Source organism: Paenarthrobacter sp. NPDC089307, assembly GCF_040685055.1.
GTDB lineage: Bacteria > Actinomycetota > Actinomycetes > Actinomycetales > Micrococcaceae > Arthrobacter.
In genome coordinates this window covers 357,131-375,735 of record NZ_JBFBHE010000001.1, presented here as the reverse complement: position 1 = coordinate 375,735, position 18,605 = coordinate 357,131, and the positions used below count along the sequence as shown (strand labels likewise).

18 protein-coding genes and 1 pseudogene are annotated in these 18,605 nt (G+C 61.5%); 14 read left to right on the top strand and 5 right to left on the bottom strand.

The genetic code is table 11. The features are described 5' to 3' along the window. Positions 1–35 precede the first annotated feature (35 nt). Genes AB0N72_RS01750 through AB0N72_RS01740 form a run of 3 tightly spaced genes read left to right on the top strand, consistent with a single transcriptional unit; the run spans position 36 to position 2,244 of the window. Positions 36–827 (top strand): DeoR/GlpR family DNA-binding transcription regulator, encoded by a 792-nt coding sequence (locus AB0N72_RS01750; protein ID WP_363931580.1) that lies wholly within the window; start codon positions 36–38, stop codon positions 825–827. 29 nt (positions 828–856) lie between these two features. Beyond that, complete coding sequence (locus tag AB0N72_RS01745; protein WP_363931578.1) at positions 857–1,606, top strand: dienelactone hydrolase family protein; 750 nt, start codon at positions 857–859, stop codon at positions 1,604–1,606. A 5-nt stretch (positions 1,607–1,611) separates the two neighbouring features. Beyond that, on the top strand, positions 1,612–2,244 hold the full coding sequence (locus AB0N72_RS01740; protein WP_363931576.1) for a nucleoside/nucleotide kinase family protein: 633 nt from the start codon (positions 1,612–1,614) through the stop codon (positions 2,242–2,244). Between the two features lie 5 nt (positions 2,245–2,249). Here AB0N72_RS01740 and AB0N72_RS01735 read toward each other — a convergent pair whose 3' ends face one another. After that, positions 2,250–3,290: an AAA family ATPase gene (locus AB0N72_RS01735; RefSeq protein ID WP_363931575.1), complete on the bottom strand. Its 1,041-nt coding sequence runs from the start codon at positions 3,288–3,290 to the stop codon at positions 2,250–2,252. A gap of 193 nt (positions 3,291–3,483) precedes the next feature. Between AB0N72_RS01735 and AB0N72_RS01730 the strand changes: the two genes are divergently transcribed. From AB0N72_RS01730 to AB0N72_RS01705, 6 genes are all read left to right on the top strand, one after another. Further along, the gene (locus tag AB0N72_RS01730) at positions 3,484–4,230 is read left to right on the top strand and encodes a GAF and ANTAR domain-containing protein (protein WP_363931573.1); all 747 of its coding nucleotides are present in this window, start codon (positions 3,484–3,486) and stop codon (positions 4,228–4,230) included. A 105-nt stretch (positions 4,231–4,335) separates the two neighbouring features. Further along, positions 4,336–4,761, top strand: a complete 426-nt coding sequence (locus tag AB0N72_RS01725) for a hypothetical protein (RefSeq protein WP_363931572.1) — start codon at positions 4,336–4,338, stop codon at positions 4,759–4,761. Between the two features lie 200 nt (positions 4,762–4,961). Continuing rightward, on the top strand, positions 4,962–6,455 hold the full coding sequence (locus AB0N72_RS01720) for an ornithine decarboxylase (protein ID WP_363931571.1): 1,494 nt from the start codon (positions 4,962–4,964) through the stop codon (positions 6,453–6,455). 3 nt (positions 6,456–6,458) lie between these two features. Next, positions 6,459–8,240 (top strand): N-acetylglutaminylglutamine amidotransferase, encoded by a 1,782-nt coding sequence (locus tag AB0N72_RS01715; protein WP_363931570.1) that lies wholly within the window; start codon positions 6,459–6,461, stop codon positions 8,238–8,240. A gap of 47 nt (positions 8,241–8,287) precedes the next feature. Next, positions 8,288–9,097: a carbon-nitrogen hydrolase family protein gene (locus tag AB0N72_RS01710; RefSeq protein WP_363931568.1), complete on the top strand. Its 810-nt coding sequence runs from the start codon at positions 8,288–8,290 to the stop codon at positions 9,095–9,097. A 108-nt stretch (positions 9,098–9,205) separates the two neighbouring features. Further along, positions 9,206–10,027: a gamma-glutamyl-gamma-aminobutyrate hydrolase family protein gene (locus tag AB0N72_RS01705; protein ID WP_363931567.1), complete on the top strand. Its 822-nt coding sequence runs from the start codon at positions 9,206–9,208 to the stop codon at positions 10,025–10,027. A gap of 27 nt (positions 10,028–10,054) precedes the next feature. On the opposite strand, the gene AB0N72_RS01700 is transcribed toward AB0N72_RS01705, so the two are convergent. Continuing rightward, the gene (locus AB0N72_RS01700) at positions 10,055–10,795 is read right to left on the bottom strand and encodes a GAF and ANTAR domain-containing protein (protein WP_363931566.1); all 741 of its coding nucleotides are present in this window, start codon (positions 10,793–10,795) and stop codon (positions 10,055–10,057) included. A gap of 107 nt (positions 10,796–10,902) precedes the next feature. Between AB0N72_RS01700 and AB0N72_RS01695 the strand changes: the two genes are divergently transcribed. The 3 genes from AB0N72_RS01695 to AB0N72_RS01685 are packed head-to-tail and all read left to right on the top strand — an operon-like array spanning position 10,903 to position 12,941. Beyond that, entirely contained in the window at positions 10,903–11,595 is a 693-nt protein-coding gene (locus AB0N72_RS01695; protein ID WP_363931565.1) for a histidine phosphatase family protein, read from the top strand. 24 nt (positions 11,596–11,619) lie between these two features. Then, entirely contained in the window at positions 11,620–12,174 is a 555-nt protein-coding gene (locus AB0N72_RS01690; protein WP_363931563.1) for a DUF3090 domain-containing protein, read from the top strand. Beyond that, positions 12,174–12,941: an SCO1664 family protein gene (locus AB0N72_RS01685; RefSeq protein WP_363931562.1), complete on the top strand. Its 768-nt coding sequence runs from the start codon at positions 12,174–12,176 to the stop codon at positions 12,939–12,941. Before AB0N72_RS01690 ends, AB0N72_RS01685 begins: the two co-directional genes overlap by 1 nt. A gap of 57 nt (positions 12,942–12,998) precedes the next feature. Here AB0N72_RS01685 and AB0N72_RS01680 read toward each other — a convergent pair whose 3' ends face one another. Further along, positions 12,999–13,379 (bottom strand): STAS/SEC14 domain-containing protein, encoded by a 381-nt coding sequence (locus tag AB0N72_RS01680; RefSeq protein WP_363931560.1) that lies wholly within the window; start codon positions 13,377–13,379, stop codon positions 12,999–13,001. Positions 13,380–13,998: 619 nt separating this feature from the next. Here AB0N72_RS01680 and AB0N72_RS01675 point away from each other — a divergent pair. Beyond that, positions 13,999–14,193, top strand: a complete 195-nt coding sequence (locus tag AB0N72_RS01675; RefSeq protein WP_363931666.1) for a hypothetical protein — start codon at positions 13,999–14,001, stop codon at positions 14,191–14,193. Between the two features lie 407 nt (positions 14,194–14,600). Here the strand turns inward: AB0N72_RS01675 and AB0N72_RS01670 are convergent. Both AB0N72_RS01670 and AB0N72_RS01665 read right to left on the bottom strand, forming a co-directional pair. After that, positions 14,601–15,248, bottom strand: a pseudogene (locus AB0N72_RS01670) (sigma-70 family RNA polymerase sigma factor); the annotation flags it as partial. A gap of 177 nt (positions 15,249–15,425) precedes the next feature. After that, the gene (locus AB0N72_RS01665; protein WP_363931559.1) at positions 15,426–16,160 is read right to left on the bottom strand and encodes a hypothetical protein; all 735 of its coding nucleotides are present in this window, start codon (positions 16,158–16,160) and stop codon (positions 15,426–15,428) included. Between the two features lie 917 nt (positions 16,161–17,077). Here AB0N72_RS01665 and AB0N72_RS01660 point away from each other — a divergent pair. After that, a complete protein-coding gene (locus tag AB0N72_RS01660; RefSeq protein WP_363931558.1) occupies positions 17,078–18,601 on the top strand; it encodes a SpaH/EbpB family LPXTG-anchored major pilin in 1,524 nt (507 codons plus the stop codon). The last annotated feature ends 4 nt before the right edge of the window (positions 18,602–18,605 follow it).

Below are 18,605 nucleotides of genomic sequence, written 5' to 3'. Positions count from 1 at the left end.
GCATGGTTAGCACTGCCACGGTTAGGAGACCCGGAATGCCCTCGGCGAGCGCAAGGCGCGAGGAGATTTACCATCTTGCCGTGACCACCGGCCTGGCGTCGGTGGAAGAGTTGTCGACCCGGTTCGATGTCACCGCCTCTACCATCCGCAGGGACCTGGCGCTCCTGAACTCACAGGGGAGGCTTGCGCGGACTTACGGCGGCGCGATGGCGCTCGGGGCCCACCCGGAGGCTTCCCTTCGGCAGCGGATCGGCGAAGCGTTCGAGCAAAAGCACGCCATAGCGCGCTGGGCAGCCTCAGAGGTACGGACCGGGGAGAACATACTTCTCGACGCCGGATCCACCGTTGGCGCTTTGGCTCACGAATTGCGCGGGTTCGGTGCTTTGTCCGTGACAACTCCGGGTATCAATACGTTGCAGGAACTGGCCGATTCCGAAGGCATCGACGTCGATTGCCTGGGTGGCCGACTCCGAACCATCAGCCAGAGTTTCGTGGGTCCCTTGGCGGAGATGGCCTTGGAACGAATGAGCTTTGATCGCGTGTTCCTTGGCGCAGACGCCGTCACCGCTGAGGACGGAATCTGCGAAGCAGACCACTCCCAAACGCGTCTCAAGGAACTCATGGCGCGGCGGGGCAACAGTGTCTATGTGCTGGCCGACTCATCGAAGCTGGGGTTCCGCCCCTTCCACGCGTGGGCCCGGATCGCCCTCCCCTGGACACTTGTCACCGATGACGGCGCCGATCCGAAGCAGCTCAGCATGTTCAAGAGCACAGGGGTGACGGTGCAGGTCGTGGCCGTATCCAGTGACGAGGCGGCCGGGACCTGAGCCACAGCGACTTTCGATAGTGTTGGCAGATGCTCATCGAAATTTTTGCCGCCGAAGGCACGGCTGAGGCCATGGTTACCCGCCCTTCCACCGGAAACGGGGCCTTTCCCGGGATCATCTTCTACATGGACGCGTTCGGTGTCCGTCCCCGCATCGAAGAGATGGCCCAACGCATCTCCGACTGGGGTTACGTAGTGCTGGTGCCAAACGTCTTCTACCGTGAGGGGTCCATTGCGGGACTCGCCCCGGCCGGAGACATGACCACGCCCGAAGGAAGGGAAGCTGCGGGCAAGGCTGCTTTCCCGCGGGTAGCCCGCTTGACGACGGAGAAGGCACTGCCGGACATTGAGGCCTGGGTATCTGCGATCACGGGGATGGAAGGCGTAGCGCCGGGGCCGATCGGGACCACCGGCTACTGCATGGGTGCCCGACTGGCCGTTCGGACCGCCAATTCACACCCACAGCTGGTAGCTGCTTGCGGCGGCTTCCATGGCGGCGGTCTCGCCACCGACGCCCCGGACAGCCCGCACCTGGGCCTGCGCGACGCACGTGCCCGGTTTGTCTTTGGACACGCCGACCACGATTCCAGCATGACCCCGGAGGCGGTCACGCGGCTCGGGGTTGCCCTGGATGAAGCTGGCCTTGAGGCGTCCAACACCATATATGCCGGGGCGCCGCACGGCTATTCCATGGCGGACACGTCCGCCTACGATCACCAGGCCACAGAGCGGCACTTCCAGGAACTGCGGGCACTGTTCGACAACACACTGAAGAGCTGATGCCGGTGCAGGCCATTCACTGTGGCGACACCGCGCAACTTGCGGAGCGTCTGCGCAGCAGGGCCACCTCCGGGAGCCGCCGGATTATCGGGCTGGTGGGTCCCCCAGGCGCGGGTAAGTCCACACTCGCTGAACGTCTTACGCAACATCTTGGCCATGGAAGCGCCATTGTGCCCATGGACGGCTTCCATCTGGCAAACACCATCATTGACGGGACCCCGCTCAGGGAACGCAAGGGAGCCATCGATACCTTCGACGTCGGCGGCTATCTCTCCCTCCTGCAGCGACTTCGGGAGAATGAAGAAGACGTCGTCTACGCGCCCACATACCGCCGGGGCCTGGAGGAACCAATCGCAGCGTCCATAGCCATCCCCAAGTCGGCGGCGTTCGTCATCACCGAAGGCAACTACCTGCTGGCAAACCACGGCCCGTGGGAGCGCGTTCGCAGCTACTTGGACGAGGTCTGGTTTGTGGAAATACCGCCGGAAACCCGCGTTTCACGGCTCATCCAACGACACATTGAGTCGGGCATGGAACCTGCCGCTGCCCAGGCGTGGGCACAAGGACCTGACGAAGCCAATGCCCGGTACGTCGAATCGACCAAGGCCTACGCTGACGTCATCGTCCGGTGCCCTTAGTTGAATCAGGCGAGCCAGCGCCACCAGCGCGGCTGAACCGCTTCCGGCGTCGGGTCCGGCTCCGGCTCGGGGACCTCGCCCAAGGCGAGCGCGGCCTCGACGATGTCATCAGCCGTGAGAGTCATGACGGCCTCGCGATCAAGCGCGTCCAGGCTTTGTTCCTCATTGTGCGATAGCCGCAGCGCCTGACGATTGAGCGCCTGCTCGAACAGTGTGCGGGCGAACCGAGCATTGCCGGAGTCTTCCCCGGCATGGAGACCGGTCAGGATACGGCGCAACATCTGGTCGGCGCCCGGCTCCAGCGTGTACTCGTGCTGGGCAAGCATCTGATGGAAGATCGTATCGAGCTCGTCCACTGAATAGTCCGGAAACGTAATCTCGCGGGCAAACCGGGAACGCAGCCCGGGGTTCGAGAGCAAAAAGGCCTCCATCAGCCGGGGGTAGCCGGCCACAATCACCACCAGTCGGTGCCTGTGGTCCTCCATCCGCTTGAGGAGGACCTCGATTGCCTCGGGACCGAAATCCATCCGGCCTTCCTCGGGGGTCAGAGCGTAGGCCTCATCGATGAACAGGACGCCGTCGAGTGCCCGCCGTATCACCCGGTCCGTCTTGATGGCGGTCGCCCCGACATACTGCCCCACCAAGCCCGAACGGTCCACCTCCACCAGGTGGCCTTTCTGGAGCAGACCGACCGCACGGTACATTTCGGCCAGCAGACGTGCCACGGTCGTCTTGCCCGTACCTGGGTTCCCCAGGAATACGAGGTGCTGTGATGTTGCAACCTCCGGCAGTCCGTGTGCCTTCCGGCGGGCCTGGACCTGGAGTAATGCCACGAGGCCCCGGACCTGTTCCTTGACCGTTTCCAGTCCCACCAGCGCATCGAGTTCAGCCTGTACCTCGGACAATGGGCGTGCAGGCCCAGGCCTGGCACCGACGAGATCGCCCACCAGGTCGTCCACGCGTTCGGAACCTGGCAGCTTGAGCTGGTTGGCGAGATGACCGATGGTTTCACGCAGGTCATCAAGCGGATTGCGGCTGGCAGCCATAGGACTACTGTAGACCTTGATTCCGCGGCCGACGCGGCGGCGTCTGCCACTTCGGACCAAGCCCCCCCAACCCCACTTCTTTGTCGTAGTACCATTTTGGCGTAGTACCATAATTCTGCGCTGAAGAAGCCCGGCGCCTCCTTTCGTACCCAGGAGGTAGAAAGCTTGTCCGGCTTCACCCAGTGTTTTCAGGATGGCCAGCGTGGCCATTGACGAGAACAGCAGCGATTTTCAACGACTCCACCAACTCATCACCGGCACTCCCGACGTCAAGGGGTTCATTGACGGCATGACCCGGTATGCGGCAGCGACATTAAGCAGGGCCACCGGGGTGCGGGTGGAATGCGCGGTGACACTTTGGCGGCGGAAACGCGCGACGACCATCGCAGGCAGCAGCGAAAACGCAATCCTCATGGACGGCATCGAACAGAGCATCGGTGATGGTCCCGCTCAGACAGCGTTGGAAATATCAGCCCCAGTACTCCTTGCCGATGCAACAACGGACCGCCGTTGGCCCCAGTACTGCAAGGACCTCACTTTCGCCGGCGTACGAAGCGTTTTGGGCATCCCGCTCAGCTTGGGCGACGACGCTTCGGCAGCCCTGAACTTTTTTGCCCCGGAAACCGGAGTGTTTACCAACGCTGCGATCGATGAAGGCACTGAGTTCGCCGATATCGCGGCCCAAGCCCTCCGGCTTGCTCTCAGGATTTCGACGGCGGACCTGCTCGCCGAGGACTTGAAGGCCGCCATGGCCCGGAGGACGGTCATCGACTTGGCCTGCGGAATCATCATCGCCCAGGGCAACTGCACCCAGGACGAAGCATTCGACATTCTGACCAAGGCCTCTCAAAACCAGAACCAGAAACTCCACGACGTCGCCCAGGGCATCATCACACGCCGCACGGGCGTCAGCGGAATTTCGGCGACCTTCAAGAACTGACATCTTGCTAAGCAGCCTTACTAATGTTTTCCTTGTATGTGGGACGAAGAGTTCGCATTGCTGCCCGGTCCTGTCCGGGCAGCCCCACCTAACGATGGAGCAACCATGCATGGGATCACAGGCCCCCGCGTTCCCTCGCTGACCACCGATGCGCGTCCCGTCGGATGCATTCATTGCGGAACCAGCAAGCGCGTTGCCATCACCTCCATCGAGTCCCTTCCGCCCCATCAGGGTGAACTCCACGTCCGGGTTGGCTACCTGTGCCAAACCTGCCAGGCCAACTATGAACATGTTGCGCGGTTCCGGGACGTGGCCGCCACGCTGAACAGGAAGGAATCCTTTGATGGACTCCTCCGCTTCGCTGGCGAGTACTTCCACTGCGGGGAACCCATGCCCATCCTGGGGACGAACACGAAGAGCATCTATGCCCCGTTGTCCACGGAACTGCCCCCGGAGGAGACTCCGGCGGTGAATGTCGGGACCAAAGTGCTGCGGTGCCAGTGCGGGTTCCAGCTGGAGCTCCCGGCCTAGCCAGAACTGGACAGCACCACCCTCCTCCATGGCGCGCCGGTTGCTTGGCGCCCGACACCCGCACCTGGCGAAGCAATGCCAAGGCGACAGGTATTGCCGGCAAATAGTAAGTACGCTTACTATTGACTGGAGTTGAGGTTGTGCATCCAGCCCCGCCGTATCAATGCGACGCCCTTGGCGGCCATGATGCAGGAGGACACATGGACCAGAATGACGCGCCAGTACTCGAAGCCCTGGCCGAACATCAGAAGCTGGAAAGATACGGGTACACGCCACCGGCCCACAGGCAGGGCCGCGGAGTCGATCCCCGCGTTCTCGCCGTGTTGGGCGAGCAAAGCTTCCGCTCCGATGTGGTAGTCAGCTCAGGGTTGGATGACCGTTCCTCCTCCAACGGGTACCTGTCGGATGCCGAGTCCCTCATGGCGGAGGCGGTCGGAGCGGACAAGGCGTTTTTCTCCACGTGTGGCAGTTCTTTGTCGGTCAAGGCTGCAATCCTTGCGGTAACCCGCGGTACTGGAGAACTGCTCATTGGCCGGGATGCCCACAAATCCGTCACGTCCGGATTGGTGCTGTCCGGACTGCAGCCGCGGTGGATCAGGCCGCAGTGGGATAACGACCTGAAGCTGGCGCATCCGCCTTCCCCCCAAACGGTGGAGGAGATGTGGCAACGATACCCTGATGCTTCAGCGGCCGTGATCGTTAGCCCTACGCCCTACGGGACCTGCGCCGACCTCGAAGCCATTACCCGGATCTGCCACCAGCGGGGCAAACCGCTGATCGTGGATGAGGCATGGGGTGCGCATCTGCCGTTCCATGAGGACACCCCCACGTGGGCCATGTCTGCCGGCGCCGATATCTGTGTTGTCAGCGTGCACAAAATGGGGCTTGGCTTCGAACAGGGATCCGTGTTCCACCTTCAAGGAGGCCTGGTGGATCCGGTCAGGTTGAACCAATGCGCAGATGTCCTCTCCACCACCAGCGCCAACGTCATGCTGTACGCGGCCATCGACGGTTGGCGCCGCCAGATGGTCCAGTCGGGCCACTCCATGATCGACCGCGCCCTGGCCTTGGCGAAAAAGCTGAGGACCGATATAGACCAGCTGAGCGGACTTCATGTACTCGAAGACGAGCTTGTGCGTGAGGAAGCGTCCCATGACCTGGATATTCTGCACATCCTCATTGATGTCTCCGGCTTGGGAATTTCGGGGTTCCAGGCCACTGACTGGCTTCGCGCCAACTGCAGGCTGGACATGGCCACGACGGACCATCGCCGGATCGAGGCCGTCATTTCGGTCTCGGATGACGCTGAAACAGCTGGATGGCTGCTCGACGGATTGGGCAAGCTGGTCGACGCTGCCCCTGGTATGCCGGAACCCGTGAAGGTCATCATCCCGGACGAGGAAGATCTATACCTCAAGACAGTCATGCTTCCCCGGGATGCTTTCTTCGGACCTGTGGAGGTAGTACCTGCCGCCGAAGCCCCGGGACGTATCGCCGCGGAAATGGCGACCCCCTACCCGCCCGGAATTCCTTTGTTGCTGCCGGGTGAGCTGATAAACAAAGCGGCGATGGAGTATCTGAGAAGTGGAGTCAAGGCCGGCATGGTGCTTCCTGATCCCGCTGACCCTTCCTTGGACACCGTGAGGGTGGTCCGCGAGGAACCACACAACCGGAACAGTCTGGACAAGGAATAGGCCATGTGTGGCATTGCCGGTGAAATCGCATTCCATGGAGTGCGGGCGGACCGCGCTCTTGTTGAGAAAATGATGGACTCCATGGTGGATCGGGGCCCCGACGATGCCGGTGCCTGGAGTCAGGGCTGGGTGGCATTCGGGCACCGGCGCCTGAGTATCATCGACCTCACCGACGCGGCGACCCAGCCGATGGTCGAAGAGTCGGAAGGACTCGCACTCACTTTTAACGGGTGCATTTACAACTACGGCGAGCTCCGCGCACAGCTGGAGAGGGAGTTTCATTTCCGCTCGCACAGCGACACTGAAGTCATCCTGAAGGCATACATGAAATGGGGGGAGGAATTCGTACACCACCTCGTCGGAATGTTTGCCTTCGCCTTGGCCGACAAAACCCAGGAGAAGGTGTTGCTGGTTCGGGACAGACTGGGAATCAAACCTCTCTACATCGCCCACACCGCCAACGGCGTCCGATTCGCATCGACGCTGCCGGCCTTGGTGGCCGGAGGTGGCATCAATACCGACATCGACGAAGCTGGACTCCACCATTACCTGAGCTGGCACTCGATTGTCCCGGTCCCCCGGACCATCCTCAAGGGCGTGCAAAAACTCCCCGCCGCCACCATGCGCGTCATCCGGCCTGACGGAGGATCCCAGGATTACCGCTATTGGAAACCGGAGTACACCCGGAAGGAACAGTTTGCCGGCTGGAGCGCCACCGACTGGCAGGCCGCCGTGCACGATGCCCTGCGAACTGCGGTAAAGCGACGCATGGTGGCCGACGTGCCTGTCGGAGTCCTGCTCTCCGGCGGCCTGGACTCAAGCCTCCTGGTAGCCCTGCTCGCCGATGAGGGTCAGCGTGATCTATCGACGTTCAGTATTGGCTTCGACGCCGTGGGTGGTGCTGCTGGCGATGAATTTGAGTACTCGGATTTAATCGCCCGAACCTTTGGTACCAGGCATGAGCAACTGCATGTCAACACGTCGGATTTCGCTCCAGCCATCGATGGCGCAATTTCCGCCATGTCCGAACCGATGGCGAGCCACGACGTCACGGCATTCCACCTGCTGTCCAGGACTGTTGTAGACCATGTAAAGGTAGTCCAATGCGGCCAAGGCGCCGATGAGGTATTCGGCGGCTACAGCTACCACCAACCTGCTGCTGCTGCACGCCGCGCAGAGGCGTACGCGTGCTTCACGTCTGCATTCGTTGACAGGTCCCATCAGGAAGTGGTGGAGTGCCTTGAACCTGAGTGGTATTGCGACGCTGATGTCAGCGGCAGCCTGCTCCAAGCAGAGCTCGCTGCGCCGGGTGCTGAATCTGCTGTGGATGCGGTCTTGCGGCTCGATACGCACCTGCTGATGATCGATGACCCAGTCAAGCGCCTGGACAACATGTCCATGGCCTGGGGGCTGGAGGCCCGCGTTCCGTTCCTCGACCAGGACCTGGTGGAACTTGCAGCCTCCTGCCCCCCAGAACTCAAAACATCCCAAGGCGGCAAGGGAATCCTCAAGGACCTGGGTCGTCGGTTGCTTCCCAACGAGGTCATTGATCGTCCCAAAGGGTACTTTCCCGTGCCGGCTCTGCAGCACCTGGAGGAGCCGTTCCTGACCATGGTCGAAGACGCCCTCCACGCCCCGGAAGCAAAACAGCGCCGGCTCTTCCGCCCGGACTATGTCCAAAGCCTGTTGGCAGAACCCAATCACCGACGGACGCCGGTGAACAGCAACGTCCTATGGCAGTTGGCGATCCTCGAGATGTGGCTGCAACGCCACGGTGTGGGCTGAAGCTCCCCGGGGTTCACTGCCATGGAGTCAAGGCGCACCCTTTTCCTATGAGAATCGCTGCAGGTCAATTCAGCGCGGGGACGGACCCGCAGTCCAACCTCGGCAGGATTCGGATGATGATGGTCGCAGCCGCCAAGGACGGTGCAGATCTTCTGGTGCTTCCTGAATCAAGCCTCTACGCAAGCAATGAGCCGCCGACCGTTCTTGCTGGAGTTGCCGAGCCCCTGGACGGTCCGTTCATCAGCGGCATCGCAGAATATGCCGCGGCACTGCACCTGCCGGTAGTGGTGGGAACGACCGAAACCAACGCGGCCGGGCTCCCGTATAACACTCTCGTGGCCTTGGACGCCCGCGGCCACGTGACCGCTACATACCGTAAGGTCCACCTGTACGACGCATTCGGTTACCGGGAAAGCTCGGGAATCTCCCCAGGGCCGATCACCCGGCCAACGCTGGTTGACATGGGAGGCATGCGGCTGGGGATGCTTACTTGCTATGACCTGCGGTTTCCGGAAAGCGCCCGACACCTGATCGATGCCGGGGCCGATGTCCTGTTGCTGCCTGCCATGTGGATCGCAGGTCCCGGAAAGGTAGAGCACTGGAACACCTTGGTCCGGGCGCGCGCCATCGAGAACACCTCATACGTTGTTGCGGCAAACCAGTCAGGTCCCTTGGCCACAGGCCACAGCATCACAGTGGATCCTTTCGGCGTTGTCATCGCCGACGCCGGCGCAGCGCCGGGAGTCATCGCCGCCGAGCTGTCTCCGGACAGGATCAAAGAAGTCCGGGCCAAGGTTCCGTCGCTCCGGAACCGACGCTTCGCCGTCGTGCCAATTGAGTCTGAGCGTCGCGATTAAGGCCACTGCGCTTCGTGATCGTTGTGACGCGGGATTTTCACCCAACCGAAACACGTAAACGCGTCCTGCGCCCTAGACTTAATCCGGATAAGCCCCTGGAAGGACCCCGTGGAAAACACAGACGCTACCCTGCAACCCGTGATCGGGCTGACCACCTACCTTGAACCGGCCGGTACAGAAGGTTGCGGGCAGGTGGATGCGGCATTCCTTCCCGAAACATACCTTGCCCCGATCATTTCAGCCGGCGGCCTCCCGGTGATGCTGCCCCCTCAACCCACGGGTCCCCGGGCAGTTGAGCTTCTGGTCGGCCGACTGGATGGCCTGGTGATCCCGGGCGGCTGGGATGTGGACCCGGCACTCTACGGCCAGGCGCCCCACGAACAGACCGACCCTCCGCATGTGGAGCGCGACGCCTGGGAGCAGGCCCTGATCCTCGAAGCCATCCGCCAAGACCTTCCACTCCTGTGCATTTGCCGGGGTGAGCAGTTGCTCAATGTCACCCTCGGCGGCACCTTGCACCAGCATCTTCCCGATGTCACTGGGCACTCGAGGTATCAGGCCGGTGGTTACACCTTCAACACCATTCCAGTGCAAGTGCGGCCGGAATCAGTTGTGGCACGTTTGATCGGGCAGGGGCTGAAAACTGTCCCGGTGGCGCATCATCAAGCGGTTGATGAGCTCGGAGAAGGCCTCATTGCCAGTGCGTGGAGCGATGACGCCATAGTTGAGGCCATAGAGCACCCGGCCTCCACGTTTACCGTCGGTGTGCAGTGGCACCCCGAAGAGCTGCCGGAGGAAACCGGCCTGTTCAAGGGGTTCATCGAGGCAGCGCGCGGAAAGTGCCTTTCCCGCCTGGTCCCCGCCACAGACGGCGCGCAAGCACTGGATCCCCTGTTCCCCGCCACGTCTGAATCATTTCCATCCCTCTAGCTCTCCACCTAGGACGCTCGGAGAATTTCAGTCTTCGAAGTGGGCTGAAGCACGGCCCTCACTGCCGGAGAAACCTTTGATGATGCCCACGGCGACGTCGTGAACCTTCTCATTCCGGTGCTGGGAAGCGGTGGTAAGGAAGTTATAGGCTTCCTCTTGCGTGCAGTGGTTTTGGGTCATGATCATCCCGCATGCCAGGTCGATCGCAGTCCGGTGGTCCATCGCAGCTTTCAGGTCAAGGGCCAACAAGTCGGCGGTGACGACGCGCAGCGCGAGCCGCAATGCCTGCCCTGCCATGTCCCCGAAGACCGTGGCCTCCTCGATGGCACGTTCGGTGAAAAGTCCTGTTTCGGGCGCGAAAAAGTTCAGGGCCGCCGATGCGTCCTCGCCCAAAGCCAGCGGGATGCCGAGCACGCTGCGGGCGCCGGAGGCCGCCAAGGTTGTGCAGTACTCGGGCCAGCGGGTGTCCGAGCCGGTGTCCGCCAACAGCACCGGCCGCATGCTCTTCAAGGATTCCACGCACGGACCATACCCCAGGGACTGCTCCACCCCGTCAAGGAGGATCGCCTCATCGCTGCTGCCTGCGATGGTTAGCGCCCGCTTTCGTCGCCATAGCGTGACAGCGCATTCGACGCTGGCGCCCGTGGCCCGGCTCAAGGTGGTTGCCGCGTACCGGGTGACACCGTCCAGGAAGGCCTTGATGTCATCGGCTCCGATAATCAGTTGGTGAAGACGCTGGAAGTCCTCGTTCTGCTCATCAGTTTCCATACCCCCATCCTAGGAAGTGACGGGCGAGAGACAAGATATGGTCGCGTCTTGCGCCGATGTTGCCCGGAAACCCACGCCTCAAAGCAGCGGGTATATAGGCTGGGTGGATGGCGACAGTTATTCTCGTGCGGCACGGCCGCACCACGGCCAATGCCACTGGGTTGCTGGCCGGCCGGACCCACGGAGTTGGACTGGACCAAATTGGGCGCGACCAAGCTGCTGCGACCGGAGACCGCCTTGCGTCAGTGCCTTTGGCCGGAGTGGTATCGAGCCCTCTTGAGCGCTGCCTGCAGACCGCCCGGTTCATCATCGATCGCCAGCCCGGCAGGCCCGCCGCGCCAGTCGATGACGATCTCACCGAGTGCGACTACGGAAAGTGGCAAGGCCGCGCGCTTAGTGATCTCGCCACCGAGGAACTGTGGCCGTCCGTGCAGACGCAACCATCCGCCGTCGTTTTTCCGGGCGGCGAATCCATGGCCGCGATGCAAGCGCGCTCGGTGGCAGCGATCCGACGCCATGACGCCGCTTTCGAAGCGGAAAACGGGCAGGGCGCTGTCTGGGTGGCAGTAAGCCATGGCGACATCATTAAGGCAATTCTCGCCGACGCACTCGGTATGCACCTGGACCTTTTCCAGCGTATTAACGTGGGCCCTGCCTCGGTATCAATCGTGCATTACGGCGCCAGCCGACCGACGGTCTACGCAACCAACACGGACGCTGGTGATCTGTCCTGGCTGGCGAAAGGCCTCCGTTCCGGCGATGCACCGGTAGGCGGCGGGGCGGGCCAGAAGACGCCATGAACCTGATGTGCATAAAATAGCGGCATGCCTACGCGTGTTCACGAGTTTGCCTGGCCTGACCGGGTTGTCATTGGCACCATCGGTGCCCCGGGGGCGCGCACGTTCTATCTTCAGGTGCGTGCGGGCACGCAGATCGTGAGTATTGCCCTGGAGAAACAGCAGTCGGCACAGCTCGCTGAGAAAATCGACGAAATCCTCGATCAGCTCATCACCGTCAAGGGCAACCCCTTCAGCGTTCCGACGAGCAGTCCCGTCGAACTCGACGACGACGAACCCCTCGAGGCTCCGCGGGAACAGTTCCGTGCCGGCGCAATGAGCCTGGGTTGGGATCCGACCACCGCCCAGGTTGTCATCGAGGCATACCCCATCACCGATGTCGATGCAGATGAGGACGACGAACCGCTTGACGGATTCGATTCCGGCGAACCGGAAATGCTTCTTGTGCGAATGCCGGTCGGAACCGCTCGCGCCTTCGCCAAGCGCACTCGTGAGATTGTCGCCGCCGGTCGTCCTACGTGCATCATTTGCGGTTACCCCAAAGACCCCGAGGGCCACATCTGCACCCTTCCCGAGGTCTGATGCCGGCGTCCGACCTGATCACCGCAGAGCTGACGCTCACTGGCCGGATCACGTCAGCCTCGAATGCGACATTCCTTGGCAGCATCGGTGAAGTGTCAGTGGTCTACAAGCCGGTAGCAGGTGAAAGTCCGCTGTGGGATTTTCCCCACGGCACCCTCGCCCGCCGGGAGGTAGCAGCCTATCTGGTCTCCCAGGTCCTGGGCTGGGACATCGTGCCGCACACCTGGCTCCGCGACGGTCCTTTAGGCGAAGGAATGGTCCAGCTCTGGCAGGAGGAAGACCCAGCCCAAAGTGCCGTTGACTTGGTCGCAACGGACCAGGTTCCGCAGGCTGGTTGGAAACAAGTCCTCGAAGGAGAGGATGGGAACGGACGGACTGTCGCCCTCATTCACGAAGACACGCCTGCGCTCAGGCGCATGGCGGTGTTCGACGTCGTCGTCAACAACGCTGACCGTAAAGGCAACCACATCCTGGCCATGGCGGACGGACGCCGCCACGGCGTGGATCATGGACTCACCTTTCACAGCGACCACAAGCTGCGCACGGTGTTGTGGGGATGGATAGGAGATGCACTCACCGCCGAGGAACACGACGGCGTCGAGCGTGTCAGTGACGCACTCAACGGGGGTCTGGGAAAAGACCTCGCGGACTTGCTCAGTGCCGAAGAGATCGATGCTTTGGCCGCGCGGTCCGCCCGGTTGCGGCTGACGGCCAGGTTTCCGCCACCAGGCGGAGGGACGCCAGCGGTGCCATGGCCGTTGTTCTGATGCAACCCACCGGGCGCCAGGCCCAGCACAATCAGGAGTCCGCCGGCCCGCGAGGGATCACTGGGACCGAGGATTGAGGAGCCAAGCCATAGCTTCGTCACGGGATGTGAAAAAACGAGTGGGACATGGAAGCGCACGCTTTGCCATGGCGAAATTCGCGATCACACGATTGACCGGGTTCGAGCCAAGCAAGGCAATCCGCGAAGCAGCACATCGGGTGCTGAAAACGGACTTAGCCTGACGGGTCACCGATTGCGTGTTCGATATGTCGATCAGCATCGGGTACTCGCCACCTTCGGCGACCTCATTGACCTTTGCCATGGCTGCGTGCACATCATCGGCCACCAACGCGGTCCCTGGTTTCCAGACGAGTTGCAGAAACCCGCGAGCGTCAAGCTCGACCGTCCCCTTGCCACCATCAACGATGATTGGTTCCATATTCACTCCCCCACAACGGTTGAGGCCAGACTAGCCGCCTCCCGGGAGTTGAGCCACCAATCTTGCAGAGTCCCCATGAATGCACTCCACCATTAACCAGCGCGGGGCTTACCGTGCCGGCCGATTTCCAGGCAGTTGCCGGTACCTGACGCTGTAACGCGAAGCTCTCCTGTGCCCGGTAGCTGTGGTCCTGGTCGTCGCCTTGATGGATCCCGGCTTCTAGAACGTGCTGGAAGAGGAAAATGGTTCGATGCCGGGGCCGGTGAACCGGTAGTCCAACCTGGTTGATTCATTGGGCCGGGATATTCCTAGACAAAACTCCATCGTTCCTGGCACAACAGCCTCCGTAGTGCAGCGAACACTATGGGAATTTACGTCAAAAGCTGAGCACTTCCACTCTGCTGGTTCGATGGTTTTGCCGGGGATGATGCGTGCACCCTCGGACAGGCTAAACGTGACTTCTCCGGGTCCTTGCCCGCCCCCGGCGACCGTGAACGTGATCTTCAGATCGGCTTCGGAGGCTGTGGTTCCGGGGAACGCGTCAAAGGTGGCCACGACATGTGACTCCGGCGAGGGGGTAGCGGTAGCTGTAGGTGTTGCCGATTCAGGTGGGGTTGGCGTGGCAGATGAAGTTGCCGTTTCGCTTGGACTTGGCGTCGCCGAAGGCTCCGCCATGCGCGTTGCGGATGAGGAGGATGACGGGGTCGGTCGCGTGGGCTTGAAAGATGGGTTTGCCCGGCTGACGGCTCCCACCCTGGGTCGAAAAAGTTCCAGCAAGGGCGTCACAGATTCTGCGGCGGACCCTTCCGTTTGAGGCAAACCGTTGACTCGTTCCCGCGGCTCTTGGGGTGAAACCGGATAAGCCGTTTGCCCGGTTTCGCCGCTCGGCATGACTGGCCCGCTTGGGATGAGGACAGGGGTGGGGGCGGCCGATACAACAGGAGCTTCCGCTGTGGGACTGGGCGAGGCGGAATGGAGAGCGCCTCCCAATACGATCGTGGCCCCAGTTGCCACCACAGCGACAGAGGCCATCGCGGCTCCGGCTTTCCATAAAAGCACCATGGCCTTTGGAGCCAAACTGCCGAGCAAGGTTGACCCGCCCCCGGCGAGGATCTGGCCAGCGGCAGTAAAGGAGATTCCGGCTACCATCGGGAAGACTACTGCCCGCATGGCACCTTGGATATCGTCGAGGTCCGCTAGAACTGCCGTGCATTTTGAACAGGATTCGAGGTGGCTTCGAACTCTTTGCTTCGCGGACTTCCTCAGCCCGTCACGCACATAAGCCCCGAGCATGCCTGCGTAAGGTTCGCATTCCGCCGCCACCGCGTCGCTTACGTGGCTTTGAAGGTATGCCTTTCGGAGACCTTCCCGTGCGCGCAAGGCCAGGGAAGACACAGCGTTGGGTGACAAACCGAGAATGTCGGACACTGCCGCTGGCTTCAGGCCTTCAATATCGACATACCAAAGTACTGCGCGCCAGCGTTCCGGAAGGGACTGAAACGCTGCAGCCACGGCACCGCTCTCAAATTCCCCCATAACCGGGTCGGCATCGAAAGACTCGGTATCAAGTGCGAACAGATCACCCCTGGCTTGGACCTTGGACGCTGACCGGTTTCTCGCAAAAGCCATGCGTCGGACAACTGTCAGCAAATACGCCCGGAACAGGGTGTCGGGTCCTTTTCCGGCCAGCAAGTGTTGGTAGACAGCGACGAAAGCCTCGGCGACGACATCGTCCGCATCGCTGTAGTTGTCGACCAAATTCGCAGCGATGTATTCCGCCACCCCGACGTGGCGTCCGTAAAGGACCTCGAAGGCAACCTTGTCCCCCCGTCGCACCCTCGCGATTAGCTGTTCGTCACTGTCAACCATCAAGCCAGATTCATCGTGCAAGCCCACAGACCCCCTTTTAGAGGGGAGTGCGGTTACAGACAGATTCGTGATGCGATATCTCAAATTGTTCTGGGCTGGACCGCATGGCCCCAGTGCGGCCGGGCAATGTGTCGCCAGCAGCCTCGTATTCCCGGGACACGTAGGCACCGCCCCGGCTCAGCGGGACCTTCGACCGCCGAACAAACCCTGTTCGGGGCTATCAGGCACATCGCGGAACCCCACACGAACGTGGGTCCCCTTGGACACCAGCTTCTCCACCATGCCCACGAAGCGCATAAGAGCGGAATAACCGATATCCGACCTGGGCAAGATGACGTGAACTTCGGCCTCATGTACGGCGCCCACGGCATGCACAGGGGAGAGCTCAGCCCCAAAGGCCAGTCCGATCTCCACTGTCAGCAACCAGGGCAAAGGACGCTTGTGGCTACATTCCAGGTAAACGGTCACCAGAGTTACCTCGTCCCGCATGCTTTTGCTGCCCGTGGACAGCCCTTTGACCAACATTTCAAAATGAGAGACCGCAACCAGCCCGTTGGTTATGTCCGTGCAGCTCGGGAAATCCTCAAGGTGTTCGTTCTCAGCAACCCAGCCCTCCACAAGAGCTTGCATGGAGTCCTCATCGGACGGGAGATCCGCGGCTGCGAAGAAGGCCCTGAAATCCAGCATGGTCTCCCCGATTCCGACGCCGTTGTAGGCCCGGGCCGTCCCCAGCTGCCTGGCGGCGGCGCCCAACGAGGCACCAACAACATTGGCTTGGATCAATGCCTCGACTTCCGGAACCCACCAATCGTTGAACCGCCAGCCGCCAGATCGGCTTGCAACCTTCCAGCGTTCCCTGAGTCTTGCCGGATCGCTACTGACAGGGCGCAGATGAGCAAGCGAAATCTTCATACTTGGAAGTGCGTACTGGCCAGTAGTTATGACGCTGTTCTGCTGGTGAATCGCCTGATGCGGGACCGAACCCGGATTTCCCAGGCATCGTTCCGCCTCCATGCTGGTGGTGCCCTGGGGGCTAATCCAGACCGGCATCCCATTGTCGGCAACACCCTGTTCCAGCGAGGTTCAGGATTTGCCGAATAGGCGTTGGCGCAAGGTGGCGGGCAGATTTCAGGAATTGCATCACGATCAAGGAATTGCCTGCACTTACCCCATATGAGCCGTGCACAAACAAATCTTGTCCCCCTCGGATGAACGTTCCCGGTGAGGCAATCCACTCCCCCCTGCGGCCGCCTCCCAACCTGGCCGGGGCGGGACGCTGCTGTGATGAGAATCACACGCCAACTGCCAACACGAATCGGTGTCACCACTGACTTAAGTCCGGGACCGATAGTCGGGTCCCGGTTGAAAAGAGGCCATGAGTCTTTGGGAGGAAAGGAAGGACATTCACATGTACCGGCCGAGCGCGCCACGGACGTAACGGCCGTGGCAGAGGCGACTTCCACTACTCGCCGGGCACCGGAGCACGTGCCCGTCGAGAAGATCGGTGGATCAGCCAACTCTGCCGGTGTTCCCGATTCCAGCCGGGCAATCCACAACGACGCAATGGGGCGCCAGGGGCCTGTAACAAGTACCAGCGAGACGGAATCACCCCGTGGGTGTACTGGCTCGAGGAAACTTCAGCCCCTCAGGGGATTCAATCTGTTGGCCGACGTCCAATTCAGTATCCCCTGGGGCAAGGCGACGGCGGAGGTGTCGTGTCGACCAGCGACGACGACGGTGGCGAACCATTCCTCGGATACCAAAAGATCCGGAACCACAACTTTTTTACCGAGCATCCGTACCACCCAAACAAAAGAAAGAAGATACACGTGAGTATTCCGAGCAACCGGCGGTTTTGGAAGGCCGCCGCCACCACGGCAGCGGGGGCGATTCTGGCCATGTCCTTCACAGCAGGACCAGCCTCAGCTGCGCCCGTGGTGGACGGGGACCAAATCGGTTCCATCACCATCCATAAGTACGAAAAGCCAACAAGCACCAGCGGCGGCAACAACGGCGGCGGTCACAACGGCGGCTCGAACACCGGTGGGGGCAACAACCTTGTAGCCCCTGACACCACCGGCCTGACTCCGCTGGCAGGAATCACCTTTACCATTCAGCAGGTCAACACCATCGACCTCGCCTCGAATGCCGGTTGGGACGCTGCGAACAACCTCAGCAACGTCTTCGACGCCAGCAACGCTGCGGGCTCGATCACCGGCGCCGGTTACACGCTCGGTGCTGGCACCTCCCAGACCACCGCGGCAGACGGCACTGCCGTCTTTGGAAACCTTCCTGTGGGCCTGTACCTTGTCACGGAAACGGGCTACCCGGCAGGCGTAACCCCGTCCGCTCCGTTCCTGGTATCCGTACCGATGACGGATCCGGACAACAAGGACAACTGGATCTACGACGTCAACGTCTACCCGAAGAACTCCATCACCGGGGCCACGAAGACCGTCGAGGACGCCGAAGACATCAAGCTCGGCGACCAGATCGACTTCACCATCACAGGTGACATCCCCAACGAAACCGTCATCGATGGCTACAAGATCGTTGACCAGCTCGACGCCAAGCTCACGTACGTCGGCGCTAGCGCAACTCTGGTGGATGGCACCGTACTGACCGAGGGCACCGACTACAACGTGGTGTTCGATTCCGCCACGAACACCGTGTCGGTCGTCTTCACCCAGGCAGGCCGCGACCTGCTTGCAGCTCACAACGACACCAAGGTACAGGTTGTTGTGAACACCACGGTCAACAAGATCGGTGAAATCGAGAACGAAGCCCTGGTTTACCCGAACGCTGCCAGCTTCAACGTCACCCCGGGCCAGCCCGGCGGTCCCGTTGTTACACCCCCCGTTGTCACCAAGTGGGGCGAAATCACCTTGCAGAAGGTCGACCAGAACGGCGCAGCACTGACCGGTGCCGAATTCTCGGTCTACGCAAATGAAGCTGACGCCAAGGCAGGAACCAACCCGATCGTACTCAACGGCGAGACTGTCTTCGCCGTTGCTGCTGACGGCACCTTGACCATCTCCGGTCTGCGCTACTCGGACTGGGCCAACGGCGCGGCCGTAGCTCCGGGCACCCCGGACTACCGCACCTACTACCTGGTTGAGACCAAGGCACCGACTGGCTACGAACTGCTGGCCCAGCCGGTTTCCTTCCTGGTCAACTCCACCACCACCTCGGTCGGTATCGACCTCGCAGTCAAGAACGTCCCCTCCAACGGCGGATTTGAACTGCCCTTCACCGGTGGCGTTGGCACGACCGTGCTGTATGTTGCTGGCGGTCTCCTGGTAGCCGGAGCACTCCTGCTGTTCGCCCGCTCCCGCAAGACGAGCGACAACTAAATAG